Origin of the sequence: Gimesia sp. (assembly GCF_048260065.1) — a bacterium.
GTDB lineage: Bacteria > Planctomycetota > Planctomycetia > Planctomycetales > Planctomycetaceae > Gimesia.
This window is the reverse complement of sequence record NZ_JBLXHC010000014.1, coordinates 43,362-68,229: the sequence shown is the minus strand read 5'-3', so window position 1 is coordinate 68,229 and position 24,868 is coordinate 43,362. Positions and strand designations below refer to the sequence as shown.

Annotated in this window: 17 protein-coding genes; 6 read left to right on the top strand and 11 right to left on the bottom strand. The window is 52.5% G+C overall.

The features are described 5' to 3' along the window. The first annotated feature begins 84 nt into the window (after nucleotides 1-84). Complete coding sequence (locus ACN0YN_RS23185) at nucleotides 85-546, top strand: hypothetical protein (RefSeq protein WP_417387407.1); 462 nt, start codon at nucleotides 85-87, stop codon at nucleotides 544-546. Between the two features lie 89 nt (nucleotides 547-635). Here the strand turns inward: ACN0YN_RS23185 and ACN0YN_RS23180 are convergent, their stop codons facing one another. Continuing rightward, a complete protein-coding gene (locus ACN0YN_RS23180) occupies nucleotides 636-2,003 on the bottom strand; it encodes a PQQ-binding-like beta-propeller repeat protein (RefSeq protein ID WP_417387406.1) in 1,368 nt (455 codons plus the stop codon). 191 nt (nucleotides 2,004-2,194) lie between these two features. Then, nucleotides 2,195-2,476 (bottom strand): hypothetical protein, encoded by a 282-nt coding sequence (locus ACN0YN_RS23175; protein WP_417387405.1) that lies wholly within the window; start codon nucleotides 2,474-2,476, stop codon nucleotides 2,195-2,197. Between the two features lie 703 nt (nucleotides 2,477-3,179). On the opposite strand from ACN0YN_RS23175, the gene ACN0YN_RS23170 reads away from it, so the two are divergent. Continuing rightward, nucleotides 3,180-4,097 carry a DUF1559 domain-containing protein gene (locus ACN0YN_RS23170; protein ID WP_417387404.1) on the top strand — a complete coding sequence of 306 codons (918 nt, stop codon included), beginning with the start codon at nucleotides 3,180-3,182 and terminating at the stop codon, nucleotides 4,095-4,097. Between the two features lie 154 nt (nucleotides 4,098-4,251). Here the strand turns inward: ACN0YN_RS23170 and ACN0YN_RS23165 are convergent, their stop codons facing one another. The 3 genes from ACN0YN_RS23165 to ACN0YN_RS23155 form a co-directional block, all read right to left on the bottom strand. After that, on the bottom strand, nucleotides 4,252-4,626 hold the full coding sequence (locus ACN0YN_RS23165) for an HPF/RaiA family ribosome-associated protein (RefSeq protein WP_278469053.1): 375 nt from the start codon (nucleotides 4,624-4,626) through the stop codon (nucleotides 4,252-4,254). A gap of 445 nt (nucleotides 4,627-5,071) precedes the next feature. Beyond that, nucleotides 5,072-5,674 carry a flavin reductase family protein gene (locus ACN0YN_RS23160; RefSeq protein WP_417387403.1) on the bottom strand — a complete coding sequence of 201 codons (603 nt, stop codon included), beginning with the start codon at nucleotides 5,672-5,674 and terminating at the stop codon, nucleotides 5,072-5,074. Between the two features lie 219 nt (nucleotides 5,675-5,893). Beyond that, on the bottom strand, nucleotides 5,894-6,790 hold the full coding sequence (locus ACN0YN_RS23155) for a dienelactone hydrolase family protein (RefSeq protein WP_417387402.1): 897 nt from the start codon (nucleotides 6,788-6,790) through the stop codon (nucleotides 5,894-5,896). Between the two features lie 547 nt (nucleotides 6,791-7,337). Here ACN0YN_RS23155 and ACN0YN_RS23150 point away from each other — a divergent pair. Next, entirely contained in the window at nucleotides 7,338-10,088 is a 2,751-nt protein-coding gene (locus ACN0YN_RS23150) for a patatin-like phospholipase family protein (RefSeq protein ID WP_417387401.1), read from the top strand. A gap of 20 nt (nucleotides 10,089-10,108) precedes the next feature. Here the strand turns inward: ACN0YN_RS23150 and ACN0YN_RS23145 are convergent, their stop codons facing one another. Continuing rightward, nucleotides 10,109-12,130 (bottom strand): right-handed parallel beta-helix repeat-containing protein, encoded by a 2,022-nt coding sequence (locus ACN0YN_RS23145; RefSeq protein WP_417387400.1) that lies wholly within the window; start codon nucleotides 12,128-12,130, stop codon nucleotides 10,109-10,111. A 387-nt stretch (nucleotides 12,131-12,517) separates the two neighbouring features. Here ACN0YN_RS23145 and ACN0YN_RS23140 point away from each other — a divergent pair, with 387 nt between their 5' ends. Both ACN0YN_RS23140 and ACN0YN_RS23135 read left to right on the top strand, forming a co-directional pair. Then, nucleotides 12,518-13,921 (top strand): DUF1501 domain-containing protein, encoded by a 1,404-nt coding sequence (locus tag ACN0YN_RS23140; protein WP_417387399.1) that lies wholly within the window; start codon nucleotides 12,518-12,520, stop codon nucleotides 13,919-13,921. Nucleotides 13,922-13,946: 25 nt separating this feature from the next. Beyond that, a complete protein-coding gene (locus tag ACN0YN_RS23135) occupies nucleotides 13,947-14,486 on the top strand; it encodes a hypothetical protein (protein WP_417387398.1) in 540 nt (179 codons plus the stop codon). Between the two features lie 48 nt (nucleotides 14,487-14,534). Here the strand turns inward: ACN0YN_RS23135 and ACN0YN_RS23130 are convergent, their stop codons facing one another. The 5 genes from ACN0YN_RS23130 to ACN0YN_RS23110 all read right to left on the bottom strand — a co-directional run bounded on the left by ACN0YN_RS23130 (nucleotide 14,535) and on the right by ACN0YN_RS23110 (nucleotide 22,452). Beyond that, a complete protein-coding gene (locus ACN0YN_RS23130) occupies nucleotides 14,535-15,020 on the bottom strand; it encodes a hypothetical protein (protein WP_417387397.1) in 486 nt (161 codons plus the stop codon). 39 nt (nucleotides 15,021-15,059) lie between these two features. Then, nucleotides 15,060-18,197 carry an efflux RND transporter permease subunit gene (locus ACN0YN_RS23125; RefSeq protein WP_417387396.1) on the bottom strand — a complete coding sequence of 1,046 codons (3,138 nt, stop codon included), beginning with the start codon at nucleotides 18,195-18,197 and terminating at the stop codon, nucleotides 15,060-15,062. A 139-nt stretch (nucleotides 18,198-18,336) separates the two neighbouring features. After that, entirely contained in the window at nucleotides 18,337-19,608 is a 1,272-nt protein-coding gene (locus ACN0YN_RS23120) for an efflux RND transporter periplasmic adaptor subunit (RefSeq protein ID WP_417387395.1), read from the bottom strand. Further along, nucleotides 19,599-20,057, bottom strand: a complete 459-nt coding sequence (locus ACN0YN_RS23115) for a MarR family winged helix-turn-helix transcriptional regulator (protein ID WP_417387394.1) — start codon at nucleotides 20,055-20,057, stop codon at nucleotides 19,599-19,601. The genes ACN0YN_RS23120 and ACN0YN_RS23115 overlap by 10 nt, the downstream gene beginning before the upstream one ends. Before the next feature lie 214 nt (nucleotides 20,058-20,271). Next, on the bottom strand, nucleotides 20,272-22,452 hold the full coding sequence (locus tag ACN0YN_RS23110; protein WP_417387393.1) for a sulfatase-like hydrolase/transferase: 2,181 nt from the start codon (nucleotides 22,450-22,452) through the stop codon (nucleotides 20,272-20,274). A gap of 220 nt (nucleotides 22,453-22,672) precedes the next feature. Here ACN0YN_RS23110 and ACN0YN_RS23105 point away from each other — a divergent pair, with 220 nt between their 5' ends. After that, nucleotides 22,673-24,640, top strand: coding sequence for an arylsulfatase (locus ACN0YN_RS23105; RefSeq protein WP_417387392.1), 1,968 nt, complete (start codon nucleotides 22,673-22,675; stop codon nucleotides 24,638-24,640). Nucleotides 24,641-24,868: the final 228 nt, after the last annotated feature.

Below are 24,868 nucleotides of genomic sequence, written 5' to 3'. Positions count from 1 at the left end.
AGAGTAAAAGCGGGCAGGACTCTTTAAAGAAAGAGACCTTTTCCCTTTTCCTCACCTTACTTTTCAATTTGATGAGAGTGTTCAATGTCAACGGATTATCTTATTTTTTTGGATTCAGATCATACATCCGCAGAAAACGTATACAAACCCTTATTGGCAGTTCCCAGAATAGAATTTCGAGATGGTTTACAGATACCTGGACTCGTTGATGTTTCTTGTATACAACTTGATGATTTTTATCGTGATGTCATGCGGGAGGAATATGGTGATTATGGTTTAGATGTCAACTGGTTAATTAGTGGCACCTATGACAATGAGACCGACATCTTTGAAGTGATTAGATTACTTTATGAGTGCGCTGCACAACTGGTTAATGCAAATCCTGACAAATCCTTAAGTTTAATGCGAAATGGAGAGAGCATTTACTTATTTAACTCGCAAAATCTGTTGATCCTCTCGCCTATATACTTGGATTCGATCCCCGTCATAAAGTCCCTTTTTAAGAAGCCATTTATCATCAGAGAGGTCTTGGCATGGCCCCCTTAACTTGACATAAAATGGAGAAGAGGATCGAATAAACGGGGTCAGGACTCTTTATTTCAAGTGCCCTGATCCGCTTCTTGATTTCCCCCCAATCACCGACCCGCATCAATACAATACAGGTTGTCAACGGTGCGGATGAAGATGTTGCCGTCGGCGATGGCGGGGGTGCCCCAGGCCTGCTGGTCGAGTTTGTTGACGGCGACCACGTTCAGTTCGTCACCGGCGGCGATGACATGGGTGTTGCCATTGGAATCCAGCGCGAAGAGATGTTTGCCGTCGGTCCAGGGGGACGCCCAGAACGCGCGGGCTCCCGGAACGCGGCTTTCGTAGACCAGACGCCCCGTTTCCATATCGACACAACGAATGATGCCCCGGCGGCGTTCGAAGAAATACAGGTTGCCATCTAAATAAGTAGGCGACGCCATTTGAATGCCGGAACCGTCCATCCGCCACTCCACGAACGTCCCCTTTCTGATGTCACCCGGCAGAGAAATATCGCCCGCGCCACCCGGTTTGATAGAATAAAGCCGCCCGCCTCCGTCATCATCACCGCCACGATTGCGGAGTTCATTGCCGATGAACAGCCGATCGCCGACAGCAACGGGAGTCGCCGACGAACGTCCTTTATTCATATCCAGCGTCCAGAGTAACTTTCCGGTCGCCGGATCATAGGAACGATAGACCGTGCCCCCCACGATCAGTTCATTCCGCAGTGAATTCTTCCAGATCATGGGGCTGCTGTATTGCGACTTTTCATCGCGGTTGACTTTCCAGATTTCATTTCCGGTTTTCGTATCCAAAGCCACGAGAAACGACTGCTCCTGGTTATCCACCTGAATGAACAGCCGATCTTCGAACAGCACCGGTGAGCTCGACGTGCCCCAGCCGGCCCGCATCTCATACACGCCCAGGTCTTTCTGCCACAACACATCCCCTTTCAGGTCGAGACAATAAACGCCGTTCATGCCGAAGTACGCGAAAATGCGTTTCCCGTCTGTGACCGGCGTTTCCGTAGCGTAAGTGTTGGTGTTGTGCCGCTTCAACGGCGGCTTACCTTCTTTCACCGTCTTCTTCCAGATCGTCTCGCCCGTGGCCGCATCCAGACAGACAACCTGGTATTGATACAGCACGTTGACCAGATCGTTACGTTCGCGGCTGTAGTCACCGTTTCCGGATTCCGGCTTGGCGACGTTTTTCTTCGAGGGACTGGCAGGCACCGCAGCCGTCATGTAAATGCGATTGTCCCAGACAATCGGCTGCGACCAGCCTTCGCCTTCGAGAGGCTTCTTCCAGCGAATATTGGTTTGTTCTCCGGCCTCATCCGACCAGTTGACAGGCAGCGGCGTGGCAGAGACAGCATTGGAATTCGCGCCTCGGAACTGAGGATAGTTTTCAGCCAGGCAGGTTTGCCCCACAGCCAGCACGACGAACAGCACGGTAAGTTGAGAAGTAAAATGCATAAAACTCTTCCTGACATCCATAACACACAAAGATGCTATGAATCTATTGAGAACCATACGAGAAAAAATCTGACTCACTAATTGATAGTGTAAGGGCTGCGAACCAGAATGAAACAGCAATTCTATGTGAGAGAAAACAGGAGCAGCAGGTCTGGTTGCTGGCAGAAAGGAAGGGGATGTTTCGGGACTGGTTATTTCCATTTGATATGAAAAAAGAATGGCAGGGAACCGCCCAGAATCGCTCCCCCCAGTATGCCGACAGGAACGGTGATGTAAGCGAGCACCCAACCTGCCTGGGCGAAACCGTCTCCCATGAAGAGGCAGAAATAGAGGAGCCCATAAATACCCACGATGGCACCCAGAACAACGCCAATGCCTGCTGTGATGATGGCTGAGACGATGGTCAACATCCATTTCATGACTGAAGCGAATTCGTAGTCAATTCCATCCTGGATTTCATTTACTTTTGACATGCGGGCACCTCGGGGTTAAGTCTGATCAAACGGGGATGTCTCGTACAGTAATCAGGCGTGGGAACGAACCGGGTATCACGCGTGGAATGAAAAAAATACCGGAGTGAACTGAAAAAACAGGCAGAACTTTTTCCCTGCTCCCATTCCTGCCAATTTCTGAAGCGGCATTAATACTGAATGCATAACCACACCTCTCGCCCCCCTCTCCCCAACTTTAAGATATTTTGATCAAATTAAGAATTTATCGGTAAGTGGTCTCTTTTCTGTACGATTTATTTATGTAACCGGAGTGCTAAACTCCTGTCTTACATATACATATAGTCAAATAAATTTATTATTGAACGGCTCGTTGAGTGCCGCAGCGATTGATCGCCCTGTCTTGCTGGGAACAGCATCTAATTCAGGGCCAAGTCTGCCAGCCACCCAGGCCGCCATCAGGTTCCACTCTGCAATCTTGCATTTCCTGTTGGCTGGTTCGATCAGGTGGGGACGCCCCGTGTTGAAGTCGCCTGGGTTCCATTACATCAGCCGCTTAGAGCTTTGATGATTATTTCAAATTGATACCGCACTGGTAACACACATTTCCGGGGCACTTCATCCGTAAAGCCGATGATTCGCTCCTCTCTTTTTTACCCATTCTGAGCACAGATTGAGCACTTGGGTTGTGCTTTCAAACCTCTTTTTAAAGGAACGTGTACTTATTATGAGAATGACTCAACGGAACGAGAAACGCGGCTTTACTCTGATCGAACTTCTGGTTGTGATCGCCATTATTGCCATCCTTATCGCATTACTTCTTCCTGCCGTACAACAGGCGCGCGAAGCAGCCCGCCGCAGTACCTGCAAAAATAACATGAAACAGATCGGTCTGGCGCTGCATAACTACCACGATACGCACCGTGTCTTCCCGATGATGTACCAGGGTCTGTCCAGCGGTGCTCCTAACCTGGGCGCAACCAACGGACTGGGCATTGCCTGGGGAACCTACATTCTGCCCTTCATGGATCAGGCTAACCTGTACAATAATATTTCCACACGTATGTTCGGTGCCAGCGGCAACGGTGCCGGCATTCACTGGCTGGACGACACCACCGCCACCGTGGGAACCACTACCCTGGCCAAGAATATTCTGCCTGCATTCATCTGTCCTTCTGACCCGATGGGCGGCATCAACACCGACCGCGGTTCCTACGGTAAATCAAACTACCTGGCGGTAGTCGGTACCGACTGGGACGGCGACGGCCCGATCACCGGCACGACAACCCCAACCTACAAAGGTGCCTTCTACGGAAACTCCCGCAACAGTCTCCGTGATTTCACCGACGGTGCCAGCAACACGCTGCTCGCAGGAGAACGGACTACCGAAGGCGCTGCCAACGGCGGCATCTGGCTCGGTGCCCGGGGAACACGTTCCGACAATGGTCTGCGAACCTCCGCCAACGGTAACTTCCTGATCAACAATGCCGGCGCGACCGATGGTGCCGCCAGCAGTGCCCACGTCGGCGGTTGCCACTTCGTGTTCGGCGATGGACGCGTCAGCTTCCTGAGTGAAAACATCAGCTCACAAACTTATGAGTACCTCGGGCTGATCAATGACGGTAACGTCATCGGCGAATATTAAGACAGACAGGCATCCGGTTCATCGAACCTGATTCCCGCAAACTGCAAACGGCTGTTCGTATAGAGCAGCCGTTTTTTTATGCGCATAAAAAAAGTGCGCCAGCCCTGTTCAGACTGACGCACCTGAAGAATCTGATCCGGTTAAAATTCGGCCGTCACATTTCGGCTTCCATTTCCATCAGCGGTTCAGTAATCGCATGGAGCGGCTGACGTTTTTTGCCACGTTTTTTTGCCACCTGTCGTTTAAGGGTATGCGCGGCCCGCTTGATGGCGTGCGTAATCGCTGTGGAAATCCGCTCCTGGGTATCTTGAACAATCACGGGCGCACCCGATTGTGTATGGACGACGATTCGACACCGTTTACTGATCCCGCCTCGCGGGCCGTTGATGTCCGTTAGATAAATGCTGACAGTGCGAATCCAGTTATCAATCCGCTCGATTGCCTGGTCCCACTGAGTTTCGACAAATTCTTTCGTTTGAGCGCTGCAGTCAGTCTGCAGTGCGACACATTCGAAGTCATAGTTTCGCATCTAACTCTCCTCTGTGAAAAATAAAGTCACTCGGGTACTAGACTGCGCCTCAGTTCATTGTCGTGTCTCGGTCTTAAATAATCGGTTCCAAAAAACCGCGAGGTGCGACAGTCAAACTGGACACACTCGTAAGTCCATTTTATCTAACGCAGAATCGGGGACAATAAGATAATTAGAAATTATGAAGACGGGAAAATTCTTATAATTTTTCTGTTCACATGCCCGTTTTCTCAGATTTAAGACGGAAGAAATCAGACCAGAACAGAAGTTCTGCTATGCATCACAGAAAAAGATCAACAGATTATAATTCGTTGATTTATCACCACAAAATGTTCCCGCCAATCAACGAAACTGATTCAGTGAAACAGATCCAGTTGTCCGCAACAGACGTTTTTAATGAACCACGCGAAATGAATTGTTTTCCGTACATCAGCTGGACGTGCGGTTATTGCGGTCGTTCCATTTCGAATCGATCGGTGGTGCGGCAGTACCAGCTGGGCCGTGCCATTCTACCGATGAGGCGCAGTTCTTCGGAGCGAATGCGCATCGTGTCTGCTTCCCAGTACTGATCCTGAATATGCACGCGTTTGACCAGACCGATGACCAGCCGATTATCGCCGATCTCCAGCGTCCCCCATTCGGCACACTCCAGACTCGCCGGTGCCGCCGCCAGCCGGGGAGGTTTGACTGTGGAAGAAGGCAGCACTTCCATGCCCCCTGCTTCGACTTCGCTGACGCCGTAAGGCAGACTCGCTGCGGTCTGATTCATCTGCTCTGCCAGCGATTCATCCACCAGGTTGACTACGAACTCATGCAGCTTACGCACATTGAGGGCGGTATCTTTCGGCGTCCCATCGTCGCGATTCCCCGGACAGAACCCGACGATCGGCGGATGCGCGCCCAGCACGTTGAAAAAACTGAAAGGAGCCGCATTCACAACTCCCGCCTCATCCAGTGATGTCACCCACGCAATCGGACGGGGTGTCACCAGCGACGATAATACGGCATAAGCACGATCCAGATGCGCGCCTTCAAAATCAAGTTCCATGGCAATTCAGTTCTATTTATCAATGAGGGGAGGATGCAGCAACATCTGCTTAATAATCACTTTTCAATCTACTGCCGGCAAGAAACCTCAGGATGCTGAAATAAAATTTCGTACTTTTCGTGTTTTTCGTGGTAGAAAAAAAAACGATTTAGAGGGCAAGAAGAAACGTATCTCCCCGCTGTCGCCAGCAGTGACAGCGGGGAAGAAATCGATCGCAGGTTAGTCGTTTTCTGCCAGGTTCTTTTTGAAGAAGGCCACCGTCCGCTCCCAGGCTTTTTTCGCCGCGGCATCATCGTAGCGGGGAGTCGTATCATTGTGGAAGCCATGATTGGCCCCTTCGTACACAAAGGCCTCGAATGTTTTGCCATTCTTTTTCAGTGCCGCTTCAAACGGACCGGCTCCGGCCATGATGCGTTTGTCGAGCGACGCGTTCTGGATCATCAGCGGTGCCTTGATCTTCGTGACGTCTTCCAGCTCGGGCTGGCGACCGTAGAAAGGAACCCCCGCGTCGATCACATCGGGAATCTGAACCGCCAGCTGATACACCACACCGCCCCCATAGCAGAAACCGACCGCACCGACTTTGCCGGTCGACATTGGATGGGTGTCCAGGAATTTTGCCGCCGCGATGAAGTCTTCCGTCATCTGGTCTTTATCGCGCTTCGCCTGCATCGCGCGTCCGTCATCATCGTTGCCCGGATATCCGCCCAGCGGAGTTAAAGCATCGGGAGCAAATGCAAGGAATCCTTCCACTGCCAGCCGCCGCGCGACATCAGCAATGTACGGATTCAGACCGCGGTTCTCATGAATCACCAGCACGGCCGGAAACTTCTTTCCCTTAGCCGGATATGCGAGCAGGCCTTTCATTTCGCCGGCCCCCTTGGGCGACTTGTAGATCACCGTCTCGGTTTTGATGCGCGGATCATCAGGCTTGACCTGTTCGGCCCAGGAGTAGTTGGGGCTCAGACTCGCCATCAACGCTTCGGCCGTCATTCCTCCGACGGCGAACATCCCCAGTTTTTTAATATAATCACGGCGGTTGAGTCTTCCATGTGCATAGTCGTCATACAGATCCAGAACTTCCTGATCAAACTCTGCTGCTTCTTTACGTTCCATGAGTATTCGCTTTCCTGTTATGGTTGAATGTTACTGGTTCCCTTCCCGCAAAGCCCAGTGATTGACCAGTGATACCACTCGTCTCGATACACACGGCCCGGGAAGGAACGGCCTCTGAATGATGAGGACAACTGCTGAAGCGGGGTCCTCAGTATCTGAAAGCTGTCCGTGAGCAAGCGCTCCCCGTCCCATTGGCATGCATTATAAAAGTCCGATCTCAGACCTGAAACATTTTTTCACATAAAGCCTTCGCTTCTTTCCCACCCGGGAAGTCGTTCCAGCAGAACGACCTGTCAGGCAGCATGATTCTTCCCGCTCTCTGCGAAACGGTTCATCACAGCCCCCCATTCGGTTCTGATCTGTTACCTTGTAGACACCTTGTTCCTTTGATTACGTCGCATGGCGCTGATGCAGTTCCCTCCGAATTCTGGTGATTCGAAAGAATTCCGTAAAACGCCAAGTATATGTTTGCGTCCACATGTATTCACCCGTCACAATAATACTGTACCAATTTCGCATTGAGCTCAAGACAGTCAGGTGAACACACATGAAAGAGCGCACCGAGGGCCGACTGACTTTACCTGAAAAAGTCCGCAAAGTTGAACAGGAATATATCGATCAGCGCCGTAAAGCAGTGAAACTGCCCCGTAAAGAAGCCGGACAACCTGTCGGGCTGGCTTTGTCGGGAGGCGGAATTCGTTCAGCGACCTTTGCTCTGGGTGTGCTCCAGAAGCTGGCCCGCAAAAACAGCCTGCGTCTGGTCGACTACATGACGACGGTTTCCGGCGGCGGTTACATCGGCTCATGCCTCTCTTCGCTGATGTCATTTCCCGAACCTGACATTCCTCCCGCAGATGACAATGTCAGCATCGATCAGAAAGCTTTTACCAACTTCAATCTTTCCGATAACTTCCCCCTGTCGCGCGCGGACCAGATGCATCACTTACGAAAACATGGCAGCTTTCTCGTTCTGCGCGAGGGTCTGTTTCGTAAAGATGTGCTGCGTGCCATCGGTTTATTTCTGGTCGGCATCTTCTCCACATTTTTTTTGCTCACATTGCCTTTACTGATCGTTGTTGGACTTTCCATCGCTTATATCGCTCTGGTAGGCATTCCCGATTTGAGCGCAGACTGCTTAATCAAGATCGACTGGGACCCAGAAAAACTCTTTCTCCCTGCCAGCCCCTATGCTCTGGTCACAGGAATCGGTTTCCTGATTGGAATCGCACTCAGTTTCTGTATTCCCCTGTTACATTCCATCTGGAAAAAAACGGGAGGCAATCTCGGTGAAACGGAAGAAGATTATATGGAACGCACCTGTCTGACGACGGTGTTCACAGTCTTCTATCTGGTTGCTGTCGGAATTTTTATTGGCTATATGATCAAGAACCATACGCCAACGAATCCAAAATTCTTTACATTTTCCTCGTTTCTGATACCCGTTCTGTTCTGTCTGGGAAATTTCGCAGGGGCAGCTTTCTTTTATACATTCATCGTTGCGAAACGCAGCTCCATGTGGACGCTGAAGAGCCGTTCCCTCCTGGGTGCCTCGATCGCCGTCATGTTCAATTCCATCATTGTATTTCTGTTTCTGGCCATCGTGGCGTTCTGTATCTGGGCCGTTCTGGGCGAACACCTGGGTGAACTGGCACAGTGTCCTCCGAAAGATCTGAATCAGGATTGCGATACACCGCCGGGCATGTTCTTTCTGATCGTGAGTGGCATCTCTTTCATTCTGACCAGAATGTTTGCCCTCAAAGGCAATGCACCGAAATCTGACAGCGGGCTCATCGGAAAACTCACCGCGAAAATCCCGCTGCTCATTCTGCAGATCTCTGTCCCGCTGTTTATGTTCTCTGCTTATATGCTGTGCATGGAATGGAGTATTAAGCTGGGCGGGATCGACTCCTGGCAAAATGGTTTATTGCTGGCTGCAGGCAGCCTGATTACTCTGGTGGTCGGCGGATATCTGATTGACGTGAATCGACTCAGTATTCACTATTTCTATCGAGACCGTCTCGCGGAAACCTACCTGCAGACCGAACGCCATGAAGCCGGCGAACTGAAATTAATCCGTAATGACAGCTCGATGCGGATTGCCGATTTAAACTGCCAGGGAAACCACATCAATAACCCGTTCCCCTATCATATTATTCTCTGCTCGCTGAATCTGGCTGGTTCCCGGGATCTGGCGCGACGTACGCGAAAATCAGACCACTTCATTTTCTCACGAGAATACTGTGGATCGGGTTCCACGGGATACGTGCCCACCGAAAAGTATCGCAACGGAAACACCAAACTCTCCACAGCAATGACCATCTCCGGTGCCGCGGTCGGCAGTAATATGGGATTTCAAACCTCTTTTGCGCGGGCATTCGCCATGACCCTCTTTAATGTGCGACTGGGGTACTGGATTGTCAATCCCCGCGTTTACGATCAGGAACAGGCGGCCCGCCAGGAGATCATACAGTTCCCCACCGAAAAACAACCACGCGCAAAATGGCTGGAGGAAAACTGGAAACATAAGCTGTTCCCTTTCAGTCCCTACCTGCTGGAAAAGAATATCTGGTGGCCCTGGTTTCTCCGCGCGGAACTGATGGGAGATACGAACAGCCAGGGACGGCTGGTCAATTTATCAGACGGGGGACATACCGGCGACAATATCGGACTGTACCCCCTGTTTCAGAGACGCTGCCGACTGATTTTCGCCAGCGATGCAGAATGCGACCCCGGTTACAGTTTTGGCTCACTGATCAATGCGATCAACCAGATTTTCATTGACGAAAATGTCGTCGTGGAAATTGATGTCACTCAGCTGCGCCCCGATGAGGAAGGGGGCCCGGGCAAAGCGCATTATCTGATTGGTAAAATCAACTATCCCGCCGATCCCGACCGTAAAGGACAGGATGCCGAAGAGTCCACCGGCTGGCTGATCTACTTAAAGTCATCCCTGATTCACAACTATTACAAGGGGACACGCAACGAAGCGCACCATCAACGCCAGGATCTGAAACATGAACCTCCAGCTGTCCAGAGCTTTGCCATCCACAGTAAGGATTTTCCCCACGAAACCACCGCAGATCAGTTCTATGATGATGACCAGTTCGAAGCCTATCGCGCCCTGGGCTATCACGTCGCTTCGTCCATGTTTGACGCGTTTGATACCTGGTACAAACATCAGCCCACAGATAACGAAAAGAAGCCGAAAAAGCCCGGCGATCCGACCGTCGAAGACCTGATGGCCTGGTGCAAGTCCGTTTTTGAAAAAACAGAGGAAGAGAAAGAAGAGACTGAATAACGGTTGTTACCTGGTCGTAATTATTTTTCAGGAGAACCAGCGGGAACCAGCAGTTCTTCCGGCGCTAATGCCAGTACGGAAGGAATCCCCACGAGCAGGACGTAATGATCTTCAAAGCCTCCCTTAGTGGGACGCTCCAGCACCAGCCGCCAGATTTCGCCTGTCGCTGCTGGCCCGGGTGTGCCTGTAAACAACTTTGGCTCATTGATATTCTGCTCTGACCAGACCTGCTTCCCCGAGGGATCAAACAGTGTCGCGCTCACGCGTTCTCCTGCACCGCCTCCCAGGACGCCGATCGCCCATTTTTCTACTCCTGCAGGAACCCGGAAATAGAAATCGCCGGTCGCAGCCATCAGTCGAATCGGCCCCCTGTCTGAAGACAGGCACAAGGGATGCGATGATTGATCCACGGTGACAAAGTTGGCACCAGGATCGCAACTGATGCGATACACGCCCGTCTCCGGTGCCTGGAATTCACAGTTCGCGCTCTCTTTGAAGGGAACTGGATTCACGGGAATCACCTTACCGGAAGGTGCGTTCACCGTGACCGGCATCTTATCTCCCGTATAACGTGCCAGCTGATGATAGGTCAGTTGAACAACGACCCGGTCCCCCTGCTTCGCATACAGCAGATAATGAGTTAACGCGCGTTGTCTGACGATCCGTCGCGGCTTCGAACCGGATTCGGGTTTCACGTTCATAGGTTTGAGACGGCTGAGGTCCGTCTGCCAGGGAGTGATATCCCCGGCTTCACTCGCCGGCATCCATTTTTGAATCAGCTCTGGATTCAACCGATATCGCACCTTTAGATTATTGTGTTGAACCTGCAGATTACCTGTGACATTGGTCACCGCAGACAGGTAGGAAGCATCATAGAACGACATTACGGGATGGTCGGCTGACGTTTTCAGAACACAGTCTGTAAAGGTGACCCCGCCAATCTGCCCTACCACTCCCGGTCGCGCGATAAACTGGATCGCCGGTAGCGTCGCATCCTGGTTCTCAGGGCCAATGATGGTGCAGTTCTTAAACGTGATCGGGCAGACATCGGTCGGCTTATCCAGAATGGTGACCGGTACCTGATCGACACTTCGAAAGGTACAGTTCTCAAACTCAATCGATCCCGTCACGCTGCCGGGATTATTATTCCTGGTCGTACAAGAGAGCGCCCGACTCTCACCCATACTGCGACAGTTTTCAAAGCGTATGGAAACCGGTTTCGATTCCCGGGTCAGGTTAGGCAGATAAAGTAAATATCCCGGCCCCTTGTTATTTTCCGAGACACAGTTTCGCAGCACACAATTGACGAGACATTCATCGGCACGGTTCGGTTCAAAATCGACTCCCGCCATCGGCGCCGTGCCGGACGTCTCTTTAAATACAGAATCCTCTATCAACAGATCCTCGGCACTGATGATGCTGATCCCCTGACGATAGTTGCGTTCAAAGATCACATCCCTGATCGTAATCTTTTGATTCGTCACTCCACGTTTCGCTACCCCCAGGTAAATTCCATCACCGCCCGTCTCGCGTATCACTAACCCCGAGATCGTGACGTTACTGCAGCTTCGTACGCTGATCCCATTGCGCCACTCCGCTTTCTGGTATGGCGCAGCATCGTAGTCGGCACGCCGCATCTCCAGGACAGCCCCATTTCCGGTCAGCCGAATATTCTCTTTGAGGGCAGCCGTGAACAGTGATGCGGTGGGTGCTTTGAACTCACCCTTCTTCGCGCGAATGACGGCCCCTGCTTCGAAGACAATCTCCTGGTGACTGGCCAGCTGAAGGGGCGTCACAATCCAGGGCGCATCCATCTTCTCGACGATCACTTTTTTCGCACCCGAGTTGATCGCCGCCTGCAATGCTGCCGTCGAATCTTCCGGCTGGAATCCCCACCACGACGCATAGGCGATCTCCGTTTTCCCTGCCTGCAATTCGTCGATCGCCCGCTGATTGACGTCTGCTGCCCGGACCACACCAGATGCTGTCACGCTCAACAGACTGAAGCACACAACCAAAACACGAAGACCAGACAATAACATCTAAAAATCCTTTCACGAGCGGTTGAAATCCAGTCGGAAAACTGACTCACAGAGGAAAATCGGACCCGATTCACAGACCCGGCGGTAAAATAAAGGGAATAGTCTCAAAATAGGAGACAGGCAAAGACGATGCAAGGAGAACAGACGGCGATTCTATGACTTTCAAACCTGAAACAGACCGGGGCTGCTCTTCTTGCAGACATGACTGTTTTCCAGGATGAAAGTGCCTTCCATAATTCCCTTCCCGATTTAAAAGGTCGTGCTGGACTTAAATTAGAAACATTGTTAACATAAACAAAAGTAGATGTGACACGCGTTCTGTTAATGCTGCAAATGAAACACACGAGTCTGCCAGCAGACTCCTGATTCACGACAGAGGAACGAGATATGCAACGGCGGCAATTTCTGGTGGCATCGGGGCTCGGCTTTGCCGGCATGACGTTTGGAAAACCGACTCCCGTCAAATCTGCTCCTCAAAAACAGACAACCCCCGGGCGCAAAACCGCGAAATCCACCATTCTGTTTTTTCTGTGTGGCGGCGCTTCGCATCTCGATATGTGGGATATGAAGCCCCAGGCCCCCTCGAATTATCGGGGAATGTTTTCTCCCATTCAGACTTCCGCACCAGGCGTCCAGCTCTGCGAACATCTGCCTATGCTCGCGAAACAGGCGCATCATCTGGCACTCATCAATTCCGTCGGCGCGACCGTCAATACCAACGACCATCACGCCGGCTACTACTATAATCTGACCGGACACATTCCCGATCAGTCCTTCATCACACTCGGCAACAACCGGACACCGATGCCGGACGACTGGCCTTACATGGGCTCGGTTGTCGCTTCGCGTCGCCCCACACACAAGAGTCTGCCGAACGCGATCTCTCTGCCGCACATGCCCAGTCGTGCCCCTTACACCCGCCCGGGTCAGTTCGCCGCCCGCATCGGCGTCGAACACGACCCCATGTACATTCAGGGAACCCGTGAAGAACCGCTCAAACTGCGTGGCCCCGCGATGTCACTCGAAGGCGATGTCACCGCCGATCGACTGACCGAACGCATGTCCCTTCTGAAACAGCTCGACACGGCCCGACGTCACTATGACAGCTTCGCCGAAGTCACCACCATGAACCGGCATCAGGAACGCGCACTCTCACTGCTGCTTTCTTCCGACTCCACAGCTGCGTTCGACCTGGAACAGGAATCACAGGCCACCAAAGAACGATACGGAAAAACAATCAACGGGATGAGCCTGCTGGTCGCCCGGCGTCTGGTGGAAGCGGAAGTCCCCTTTATTACCGTCTTCTGGAAAGGGGACCTCAATAAACTGGGCAAAAAATGCAAGAGTGCCGGCAGCTGGGATACGCACGGCAACAACTTCAACTGCCTCAAAGAAAATCTGCTGCCCGAATTCGACCGCGCCTATTCCGCTTTGATCGAAGACCTCGCCGACCGTGGCCTGCTCGATGAAACACTGGTGATGGTCACGAGCGAAATGGGCCGCAAACCCAAAATCGGCGATCCCCGTTCCGGGGGACTTTCCGGTGCCGGACGCGATCACTGGACGCACTGCCTGACCGACGTCCTCGCCGGTGGCGGGATCAAAGGGGGACAGACCTTCGGAGCCAGCGACCGTTACGGCGAATACCCGCTCAACAGTCCGGTCACCCCCGCCGACGTGACTCATACCGTCTATCACGCCATGGGTATCGACGATCTCATCGCTTACGACAAACTGGAACGCCCCTATCACCTGCTCGATGATTCGAAGCCGCTGACGGAGCTGTTCTGATCAGCAGCAGAACCTGCGTGAAGTCATGATTCCCTCCGTTGACAGTTGGCAACCGCTTCCCGTATCAGAGATTCAATCCACTCTGGGCAACTTCACCAGCTGGGTCCTGTGTGGAGGATGTTCCCTCGACTGGCTGCTCAATCAAACAACCCGTGAGCACGCCGATACTGATCTCGGCCTCTTTCGATCAGACCTCACACACTGTCTGAAGTCCCTCGAACCAGCGCGTGTTTTTCTCTGTGACCCGCCCGGTCAACTGGTCCCCTGGAACGGTCTCGAAGTTCCGGCTCACGTCCACGATATCTGGATTGCCAGTGAAGACGGGACTCACTGGGTTCTGCAACTGATGGTCTACGATGACAACGCCGACACGGTCACCTATCGCCGCGATCCGCGCATCACCTGGCCTAAAAGTGAGCATGCCATTTCGATACGTGGTGTCAGCATCTTGAATCCGGTCGTGACGCTCCTGTTTAAACTGCATCGAAGGGAACTACAGGACAAGGATTGCCACGATGTTTTCACCCTGCTCAAAGCCGCTGCCCAATATATTCCAACACAATGAAATCGCCCCGATTTCCGATTTGCGTGAAGGAGAACGGGGATTCCGCAGTCATTTCCATTCTTCATTCGTGTACCACGAAATATCACTGACCTTGTTGACCTGATAGTATTCCCCTCCCAGGAGAGCAACCATTTTTTGCGCGATGCTTTCCGGGACTTGAACATCATCGATCTCATGTGCGATCAGAATCGAAATATCCTCTTTGGAAACAACAATGCGTATTTCAACATTGTCATAATTCATTCCCAGCAGAATTCCTTTTCCCCAAAGACGAACACGTCTCTCCGCCGATCGAAAAAAGGGGGTTTCCGAGACCTCCACCTCGGTCTTCCGCGCAAGCTTTTTTTCGATATAAGCAGCAATTTTCAGATGCAACTCGATATATTCAGTAAAGGGATCGTTTGGAAATCGCTGCACGTGATCAAACTCTTTCATCACTGCTTCAGCATTTTCTTCGACGGATTCCGCATGCAATCCGGAAACACCAAAAGCGGTCCTCCAGATCACTCCGTCTGAAAAATCCCAGATCATCATTCCATCACCTCATTCGTATCCATTCCGATGCAGAATAATTCAGACCGCCTGTGTCTCTACTTCAGGCTCCGGTTTCTTGCGAAAGTATTCATCCAGCTTTTGAAACACGACGTAGAACACGGGGATGAAAAAAATCGCCAGAATCGTCGATGCCAGCATGCCGCCGAAAACTGCAGTCCCTAATGCGCGCTGTCCCGCAGCCCCGGCTCCATTGGCGAGCACCAGGGGAACTACTCCCAGAATGAACGCGAAAGAGGTCATGATAATCGGCCGAAACCGCATTTCTGCCGCTGCAGCGGCGGCTTCCAGAATCGTTTTGCCTTCACTGCGTAAGTCACGCGCAAACTCGACAATCAGAATCGCATTTTTACTCGCCAGCGCGATGATCAGCACGATTCCAATCTGCGTATAGATATTGATATCCATCCCCCGGTACGCCACCGCAGCAACGGCACCCAAGAGTCCCAGAGGGACAACCAGAATCACCGCCACCGGCAGCAACCAGCTTTCATACTGGGCAGCCAGTACCAGGTAGACCAGCAGGATTGCCACGCCGAAGATGAAATACGATTCACTGCCGACGCGTTTCTCCTGGAACGCTGTCCCCGTCCATTCGTAACCGAGTGAATTCGAAAGATTCTCGTCTGCGATCTGCTCCATAATTCGCAGCGCATCTCCCGAACTGTAACCGGTCCGATAGCCGCCCGAGACCGTCGCCGCCGGATACAGATTGTACCGGTTGATCACCTGGGGACCGAACGATTTCTTGATGGTGATCAGAGACCGCAGCGGCAGCATTTTGCCCTCACTCGTACGGACTTCCAGTCGCTCAATGTCTTCCGGTTTGGCGCGGAATTCCTGATCCGCCTGCACGCGCACCTGGTAGGTTCGGCCAAACTTGTTAAAGTCATTTACATACGTCGATCCGAGATAAGCCTGCAACGTGGTGAAGATATTTCCCAGGGGAACATCCAGCGTCTTCGCTTTCTCGCGGTCGATCTCCAGGTAGAGCTGCGGTACGCCGGGACGAAACGAAGTCGTCACTCCCTGTAACGCGGACTGGCTGTTCGCGTCTGCGACAATCGCCTGGGCAGCTTCCTGCAGAACCTGTAATCCCGCGTCGGTACGATCTTCCACCTCCATCTCAAATCCGCCGCGCATCCCCAGCCCGCGAATGGGAGGGGGCGGAAAGGCGAAGACAACTGCTTCCTGAATCGGCGCCAGCTTCTGTTGCAGCGCTCCCAGGATTTTCTCCTGGGTGATCCCTTTGCTGACCCGTTCCTCAAACGGATCAAACGAGGCAAACACGGTCCCCGCATTCGAGGCACTGCTGTTATCGAGCAGCGAGAGCCCCCCGATTGTGATCCAGCTGGCTACCCCCTCAGTTTCCGCCAGGACCTGATCGATTTTTTTCATCACTTCCCGCGAGCGCTGCTGAGAAGCGGCGTCGGGTAACTGGACGGCCATCAGAATATAACCCTGGTCTTCCATCGGGATAAATCCGGTCGGCATCCGCAGATACCACCAGCCCGCCAGAGTCACCAGACCTGCAAACACGACAAAGACCGGGACCACCAGTCGCACCAGTCGTTTGATGATGCTGGTATAACTCCGCTCAAAAAAACCGTACACACTTTCAAACCAGCGATAGAAAAAGAATTTCTTCTTCCGGGAAACCGGTCTGAGCCAGAGCGCACACTGTGCCGGCTTCAAGGTGACGGCGTTGATCGCACTGATCAAAGCGGTCGCGGCGATCGTCAAAGCAAACTGACGATAAAGTTGTCCCGTGATCCCCCCCAGCAGAGAAGCAGGAATGAAGACTGCCAGTAACACCAGGGTAATTCCGATGATCGGCCCGAGCACTTCCGACATCGCTCGTATCGTCGCTTCTTTAGGCGGTTCGCCCCGTTCGATATGATGCACGGCGTTTTCCACCACCACAATCGCATCGTCGACCACAATCCCGATCGCGAGAATCAGACCAAACAACGTCAGCATGTTGATCGAAAAACCAAGTGCATACATGGCAGCGAACGCACCGATGATCGTCACCGGAACCGTCGTCGCCGGAATCAGCACTGCCCGCCAGTCCTGCAGAAAGACCAGAATCACAATCAGCACCAGCACGCCTGCTTCAAACAGCGTTTTATAGACTTCGTGAATCGAGGCATCGACGAACTCTGTCGTATTCAAAGGGATGCTGTATTCCACGCCTTCGGGAAACTTCTCGCTCATCTCCTTGACTGCTTTTTGCACATCCTCAGCCACCTGCAGCGCATTCGCACCGGGCAACTGATAGATGCCGATATTCGCGTTCGGCTGCCCTTCTTTTTCCGTGAACTGATCGTATGACTGTCCCCCCAGTTCCACGCGAGCCACATCTTTCAGATAAACCAGCCGCGTCCCTTCCCCGGTTTTGACGATGATATTTTCGAACTGCTTCGCATCGCTCAATCGTCCCATCGTTGTGACGGTGTATTGAAACTTCCGACCATCTTCAGTCGGAGGCTGACCGATCTGGCCGGCGGCGACCTGCACGTTCTGCTCAGCCAGCGCCTGCATTACATCCTGCACCGTCATTTTACGAGCCTTCAGTTCCTCCGGATCCAGCCAGATACGCATGCTGTAGTTCGCGGTACCAAACACGGTTACTTCACCCACGCCTGGCACCCGACTCAACCGGTCCCGCATCCGCAGGTTCGCGTAGTTCGAGAGAAAGAGCGTATCCATACTCGGATCGTCGCTGGTTAATGACAGCACCAGAATAATATTCGTCGACTGTTTCTTGACTGTCACTCCCTGACGCCGCACTTCTTCCGGCAACTGCGGCTCGGCAATCGCGACACGGTTCTGCACCAGCACCTGCGCATCATCCAGATCCGTCCCGATCTCAAACGTTACTGTCAGGGAATAGGAACCATCGCCGGAACACGTCGATTTCATATACAGCATATTCTCGGTGCCGTTCACCTGCTGCTCAATCGGAGAAGCAACCGTGTCGGACAGAATCGATGCATTCGCGCCGGGATAACTGGTGCTCACACGAATGGTCGGCGGCGTGATTTCCGGGTACTGTTCAATCGGTAAGACCCACATCGCGACCAGGCCAATCAAGACTGTAATGATGGCGATCACATTCGCAAAAATCGGGCGTTCAATAAAGAACTTCGAGAACATTTCACTTACCGTTCTGAAAAATAAAACTTCAACTGTTAACGCAATACATCATGCAGAGAGCCGGGAGTGGCGGGAGAGTTCCCGGTTTGAACGCAGACCAGCCATACCAGTCCGGCAGCTTGACAAAGATACCGACGCGTCAGCCGGCTGTTTTGTGAGCCTCTGTCTTTTTACCTGCCGAGACTTCCGGTTTCGATGCCTTATCCTGAGCGCCGTCGCCCGGATTGACTTCCCTGCCCGGTTGTGCCCGTTGCAGGCCTACTACCACCACGCGGTCATCCGGATTGAGGCCGCTCTCAATCACGCGTTTTCCATCTACCAGAATCCCGGTTTGCACAGCACGATGCTCAACGATATTTTTTTCATTCACGACCCGTAAAAAATCGCCACGCTGATCGGAGCCTAATGCTTCTTCGGGAACCAGCAGTTTTTTCGCAGGATCTCCTACTTTGGCCCGCACACGTACAAACAGTCCCGGAATCAGGCCCCCCTCCGCATTATCGAACACCGCACGACGCTCTGTCGTTCCCGTATCGGGGTCGACGCCAAACTCGCGGAAATCCAGTTTCCCTGCAAATTCAAATACATTGGAATCCCCCAGAGCCAGTTCAATTTGAATCGGATCGGCTTCACTGATCTTGATCTCACCCTTCTGCGCCATCTCCAGAAAACGGAGCAGATCCGCTTCACTCACTGTAAAATAAGCATAAATCGGATCCGTCGCTTCAATCTTCGCCAGTGTCGTTTCACCGATCTGCACCAGATTGCCGATATCCACCATGTGCTGACCAATCCGACCGGCAAACGGTGCCGTGATTTTCGTATAATCCAGGCTGAGTTTTGCTTCCTTCAATCTGGCTTCTGCTGCTCCCAGATCTGCCTTTGACGTTGCCACTTCGGCTTCCTGAATTTCCAGTTCATTGGCAGTCGCGACTTTTTTTGCTGCCAGTTCTTTCGTCCGTTTCAGAGTCTGCTCTGCCAGATGGAGCTGGGCACTTGCCTTTTCCTGAGCCGCCTTCGCAGATGCGACTTCGGCTTCATAAGGGGCCGGGTCAATCAGATACAGCAACTGACCTTTTTCCACCAGGTCGCCATCCTTGAAATGGATTTCCTGTAAATACCCGGAGACGCGTGCCCGTAATACGACTGTTTTGGAAGCGCGGGTCTGCCCCGTTGTTTCATAATATTCCTGTACTTCCTGCTCTACGGGCTGACTGACGGTCACCTCAGGCGGAGGAGGCGCTACAAACTGATTTGATTTCTGACATCCCGCCAGGGACAGCAGCCCCAGCAATACGATTACCTTGAACGGTTTCCCATAAACTCGCATGGGCCTGATACTCCGGGTTTTATGATTCTGATCTGCCGTCTTCATGAATGACGTGCAGACGGTATGGGTTTTTATTCGCATTTCAATGACGCTTCCGAGTAATGATCCAGGTTGGCATCGACGCGCTGCAGCATGCTTCTTAACGACTTCACTTCGGAGGAGGAGAGGCCGCGTTCCAGTTGATCTCGGACGGCACGGAAGCATTTCACAATTCGATTCCAGACCGGGATCGCCGACTTCGTGGGAGACACAATTCGTTTCCGCCGATCCTCCGGGTCCACCTGACGTTCGATCAATCCGTCACGCTCCATCCGATCCAGGACCACCACAATCGAAGGCGGCTGCACCCGCATCCGCTGCGCCAGTTCTCCCTGCGACAGGTTCCCCTCCAGCGCCAGTAACGCCAGAATCTGACACTGCCGATACGTAATCCCCTCGTTCTGCAGTTCCGCATTCACCGCGTTCTCCAGACGATGAGCCGTCATATGCACCCAGTAGCCGCAATCCTGTTTAAAATCATACTCCAACATCTATTTTATTAGCCCCCCTAATTGTTAGACATCTAATTATATGCGCGACAAAAAATCGGACAAGTGCCGAAATATGAGATCGTACGGGGACAGAACAGATAGAAAGCAGAGGCATTCACAGATGTTACTGAAAATCTGAACCTGAAACTGACTGAGACATTCTGTCAGACCTGCTCTGATTTAAAACAGAGAATGCAAAACAGCCCGAAATCAATCAGTCGTGTTGAACTTCAACCAGCTTCCGTTCTGAATCGACAGAAACCTTCGGTGTGCGCGGCGGATAGTACAAGCCGTAGCTCGCAGGGTTCTGATAATAGAGCAGTTGCTGTCGTCGCCACTGCTGCAAGAGTCCGGCAAGCTGCTGCGCAATTTCAGGCTGCTCCTGCAGTACGTTCGTTGTTTCACCTGGATCGTCGTTCAGATTGTACAGGCTGGTCGTCCCCTTCTCGCGATTGTGAATCAGTTTCCAGCCGGTTCCGCTGATCACCGCATCACTCTTCCCGATGCTTGACTGGCAATGCACGAACGCCAGCCGTTGATCTTCTTCAGGACGTTCCGAGGACAGCACATCAATTCCCTGAAAACAGGGATGTACGGGAATTCCCAGCAGACCGCAGATCGTGGGGACAATATCGATCGCCTGTGTGAGATAATCAATCGTTTGTGCAGCCTTTTTGTCCGGAGCGTCAATCACCAGGGCAGTCCGCAGCGTCGGCTCAAACGGGGGGCCAGCGTGTGTCGGAAAGCCGTTCTCATAGAACGCTTCCCCCTGATCGCCTGCCAGCACCAGAATCGTTTTCTCACGCAGATGATGCGCGTCCAGATAAGTGACCAGTTTGCCGATCTGCTCGTCGATATAATGCAGCGAATTATAATACGCGTTCTGCATGACCGGAATTTTGTCTTTCGGGTAAGAGACAAACGAAGCAGGAAAATCAATTGTCGCCGGCTGGAAGGGCCCGGCCTGACCGGGAGGCAGTTCATACGGAAAATGCGAACTCTGCAGATTCATACACAACACGAAAGGCTGCTGCTTCTTCTCCTGTTCCGAAATCCAGTCGATGGCCCGTTCCATGGTAATTGCATCATCCAGTTTGCCGGCGATATGCGCCTCGCGGGCATAGCGGGCAAAGCCGACATCTTTATCAGCCACCTGTGTCGCGCCCTCATAACTGCGCGAATCAAAGAAGACATCCAGGTCAGGGCTCTCCAGAATCGCATCCATGTGCCCCCAGGTTTCATTCTGTGACGAGTAAATGGCAGTCGCATAACCGTACTGTTTGAGCACATCGTACAACATGACTTTCGGCCACGGATCGGTGCGGGAATAATAATGGTGCCCGGTCGTTCGCAGCGGATAGAGCGAACTGAAGAGACAGGGGTCGGCGTAATTGGAATGGGTGCTCTGTGCATAACTGCGTGTGAAATTCATCCCCTGTCGCGCCAGCTGATTCAGGTGCGGCATGACTTCCTGCCCCTGATGTTCGAGTAACACAACATCATTTCGTAGCGCTTCGATGGCAATGAAGATCACCGAATACCGGTCTTTAGAATCCACCAGACTCTGCTTCACCTTGTAGACAGTGGAACGCGGCGGACCTGATTCCTCGACAGTCAGTTCTCCGTCCAGCTCGCCATTCTGCCAGACCTGCATTGCGGATTTCACCGTCAACGTCAGCACGGGATTCAACCGGGTCTGCAATTCGTAATCACAGTCGGGACCTGCGTGTTTCCACCATTCCACAGTCGCCCGCAGACTGTTTTGATTGAGGGAAGAAATCAGGACCAGCACAAACACCAGTTCCACAGTTAAAAAGACAGTCCGCCTGCCGATTTTGGCGCTCGACCAGTCCTGTGGAAGTGATTTGGGAACACGCTTGAACCGTTTGAAACCGTATACAGCCAGAAAAATCCCCGTCAGACAGACCAGCGCGGCCAGCACTAAAGAAATCTGTTCTGCCTGCCACAGATAATGGCTCATCATCAGTAGATTGCTGCCGCCAAAGATCAGCGATTCCCCGTCCAGGAACGCACCGGTGCGCCAGAAAAAGACCCAGCTGCAAACATAAAACAGCAGTCCGCCACTCAGACAAATCGCCAGCAGGCTGACCAGCATCACACTTCTGGTTTTTCCCCATGCCGCAGAACGACAGAGCGACAGCAGCCACCATAAAATCCAGCTGACGGAAGCCCACGTTAAAACGGACAGCACGACCAGTGTCAATGTTTCATACCACACCAGGCTGTGATTGTGCCAGAAGCTGTTGGGATGAAATGCTAACAGGATCAGTTCGCAGACAGCCAGACTCAGAAAGAACAGCGCAAACCAGGGATGAGGATAGATCTTCCCCAGGTTCGTCACACCCACTTTGATCATCGAAGCTACTTTTTTCACGCGTCTGTTACCTGCACACTGTTTTCATCTCTCGGGCGATCCCGCATCACACTATTAAAACGCGTCCCCCTCCCCTCACGATAGTTCAGATTTCTGCAGAAACAGGGATTTTGCTGAAACAGGCAGCGATTGCACAAACTTAATTCAGGATTTAACGGATAAAGCAGACAAACGGTTCTGTTGCGTTTTGAAATCATAGCAGGGTGCAGGTAAGCGATTTATGCAGAATCAGGCAGCAAACCAGAGCCAGTCCAATCCCGACGATCTTTTGATTTCTGCTGACAGAAACGTGCTCCGACCGTTCCGATCCGGTATCATGGATCTGTTTACGAGCCAGCATTTCGTCCTCTATTCAATAAAGCGCATCCATATGAAACAGTTATTCGCCCTGGGTCTGGTAGTCTGTCTTCTGACGGGCAACCTGTCAGCCGCAGAAAATAAAAAGACCCCTGAAAACAAATCCAACAGTAGAGCAGCGACAGCGACCACCACTCATCCCAACATCGTCATCTTCCTCGCCGACGATCAGGGCTGGGGAGATCTCAGCCATAACGGTAACACAAACCTGCACACACCCAACGTCGATTTACTGGCCAAAGAAGGGGTGAAGTTCAACCGCTTCTACGTAGGTGCCGTCTGCGCACCAACCCGCGCTGCATTCCTGACGGGACGCTACCACGCCCGCACGGGAACCACCGGGGTCTCCACCGGACAGGAACGCTTTAATTCTGACGAGTACACCATCGCCCAGGCCTTCAAAGCCGCCGGGTATGCCACCGGTGCCTTTGGGAAATGGCACAATGGAACACAATACCCCAACCACCCCAACGCGAAAGGCTTTGACGAGTATTACGGCTTCACTTCCGGTCACTGGGGACACTACTTCAGTCCCATGCTGGATCACAACGGCTCTTTTGTAAAAGGGAACGGTTACATCACCGATGACCTCACCGACAAAGCCATGGCGTTCATGGAACAGCAGGTCCAGGATCACAAACCGTTTTTCGCGTATCTCCCGTACTGCACACCCCACTCCCCCATGCAGGTGCCCGATCAATACTGGGATCGCTTCAAAGACAAACAGCTCAAAATGCACAATCGGGAACCCGACAAAGAACAGCCCGATCACCTCCGCGCTGCCCTCGCCATGTGTGAGAATGTGGACTGGAATGTGGGACGCGTCCTGAAAAAGCTCAACAGTCTCGGCATCACCAATGATACCATCGTGATCTATTTCTCCGATAACGGACCGAACGGGGTCCGCTGGAACGACGATATGAAAGGCAAAAAAGGTTCGCTCGATGAAGGGGGCGTTCGCTCTCCCTTCGTCATCCGCTGGCCCGGTCATCTGCCCGCCGGACAGCAGGTTAATCAGATCGCCGGAGCCATCGACCTGCTTCCCACATTGACCGATCTGGCCGGAATCCCCCGCCCCGAACCCAAGCCCATCGATGGCGTCAGCCTCAAACCGTTAATGATGAACTCAAAAGCGGACTGGCCGGAGCGGATGATCTTTTCCAGCCTGCGCAATCGCGTCAGCGTTCGCACTAATCAATATCGACTGTCTCACAAAGATGAGCTATATGATATGCACGCCGATCCCGGTCAGCGCAAAAATATCGCAAAGCAGAAACCCGAAATCACCGCGCAGCTCAAGCAGGCGGTAGCAGACTGGAAGCAGTCTGTCTGGCCCAACGGTTACCAGGCCGATAACCGTCCGTTTTTAATCGGCTATACTGGCGCACGCTCCACACAGCTGCCGGCCCGCGACGCTGTCTCGCATGGCGACATCAAACGCTCCTCCCGGCACCCCAACTGTTCCTATTTTTATCACTGGACCAACACCAGTGACAGCATCACCTGGAATGCAGAAGTCGACCAGGCCGGCGTCTATGAAGCAATCCTGTATTACACCTGCCCGCAGGCAGACATCGGTTCCACCGTAGAACTCAGTTTTAATGGCAGCAAATTAGAGGGAAAGATTAAGCACCCCCACGATCCACCCCTGGTAGGCGAAGCACAGGACCGCGCCGTTCGCTCCGAGTCGTTCGTCAAAGATTTCATCCCCATGACACTGGGCAAGATCACACTGCCCCAGGGAACCGGACCACTCACCCTGCAGGCACTGGAAGTTCCCGGTAGCCAGGTCATGGACTTTCGACTGCTGATTCTCAACCGGATCGAGTAAATCTCAGCTCGTCTGGACCGGGAAAGGTAACATTTGCTGCCCCTGATGATTCAGTACAGGCAGCGATTCCACAACAATAATTAACTCCCTTCACAAACCCGCTGAACAGACTGTGAACCGGCTGAAAACGTCCTGTTTTGACTGGTATCATCCCCACGGTCTGGTCATAATGGACTGTGATCATCGATTTTTTGCTTCTGTGATACTGTTCTCTTTCAGGAATGGTGT

Bases quoted from the DNA above. Each gene is read 5' to 3' on its own strand.
- ACN0YN_RS23120 (WP_417387395.1), bottom strand. From the start codon at position 19,608: ATGCGAATAAAAACCCATACCGTCTGCACGTCATTCATGAAGACGGCA.
- ACN0YN_RS23125 (WP_417387396.1), bottom strand. From the start codon at position 18,197: ATGTTCTCGAAGTTCTTTATTGAACGCCCGATTTTTGCGAATGTGATC.
- ACN0YN_RS23115 (WP_417387394.1), bottom strand. From the start codon at position 20,057: ATGTTGGAGTATGATTTTAAACAGGATTGCGGCTACTGGGTGCATATG.
- ACN0YN_RS23145 (WP_417387400.1), bottom strand. From the start codon at position 12,130: ATGTTATTGTCTGGTCTTCGTGTTTTGGTTGTGTGCTTCAGTCTGTTG.
- ACN0YN_RS23150 (WP_417387401.1), top strand. From the start codon at position 7,338: ATGAAAGAGCGCACCGAGGGCCGACTGACTTTACCTGAAAAAGTCCGC.
- ACN0YN_RS23175 (WP_417387405.1), bottom strand. From the start codon at position 2,476: ATGTCAAAAGTAAATGAAATCCAGGATGGAATTGACTACGAATTCGCT.
- ACN0YN_RS23135 (WP_417387398.1), top strand. From the start codon at position 13,947: ATGATTCCCTCCGTTGACAGTTGGCAACCGCTTCCCGTATCAGAGATT.
- ACN0YN_RS23170 (WP_417387404.1), top strand. From the start codon at position 3,180: ATGAGAATGACTCAACGGAACGAGAAACGCGGCTTTACTCTGATCGAA.
- ACN0YN_RS23185 (WP_417387407.1), top strand. From the start codon at position 85: ATGTCAACGGATTATCTTATTTTTTTGGATTCAGATCATACATCCGCA.
- ACN0YN_RS23160 (WP_417387403.1), bottom strand. From the start codon at position 5,674: ATGGAACTTGATTTTGAAGGCGCGCATCTGGATCGTGCTTATGCCGTA.
- ACN0YN_RS23130 (WP_417387397.1), bottom strand. From the start codon at position 15,020: ATGATGATCTGGGATTTTTCAGACGGAGTGATCTGGAGGACCGCTTTT.
- ACN0YN_RS23105 (WP_417387392.1), top strand. From the start codon at position 22,673: ATGCAGAATCAGGCAGCAAACCAGAGCCAGTCCAATCCCGACGATCTT.
- ACN0YN_RS23165 (WP_278469053.1), bottom strand. From the start codon at position 4,626: ATGCGAAACTATGACTTCGAATGTGTCGCACTGCAGACTGACTGCAGC.
- ACN0YN_RS23155 (WP_417387402.1), bottom strand. From the start codon at position 6,790: ATGGAACGTAAAGAAGCAGCAGAGTTTGATCAGGAAGTTCTGGATCTG.
- ACN0YN_RS23140 (WP_417387399.1), top strand. From the start codon at position 12,518: ATGCAACGGCGGCAATTTCTGGTGGCATCGGGGCTCGGCTTTGCCGGC.
- ACN0YN_RS23180 (WP_417387406.1), bottom strand. From the start codon at position 2,003: ATGCATTTTACTTCTCAACTTACCGTGCTGTTCGTCGTGCTGGCTGTG.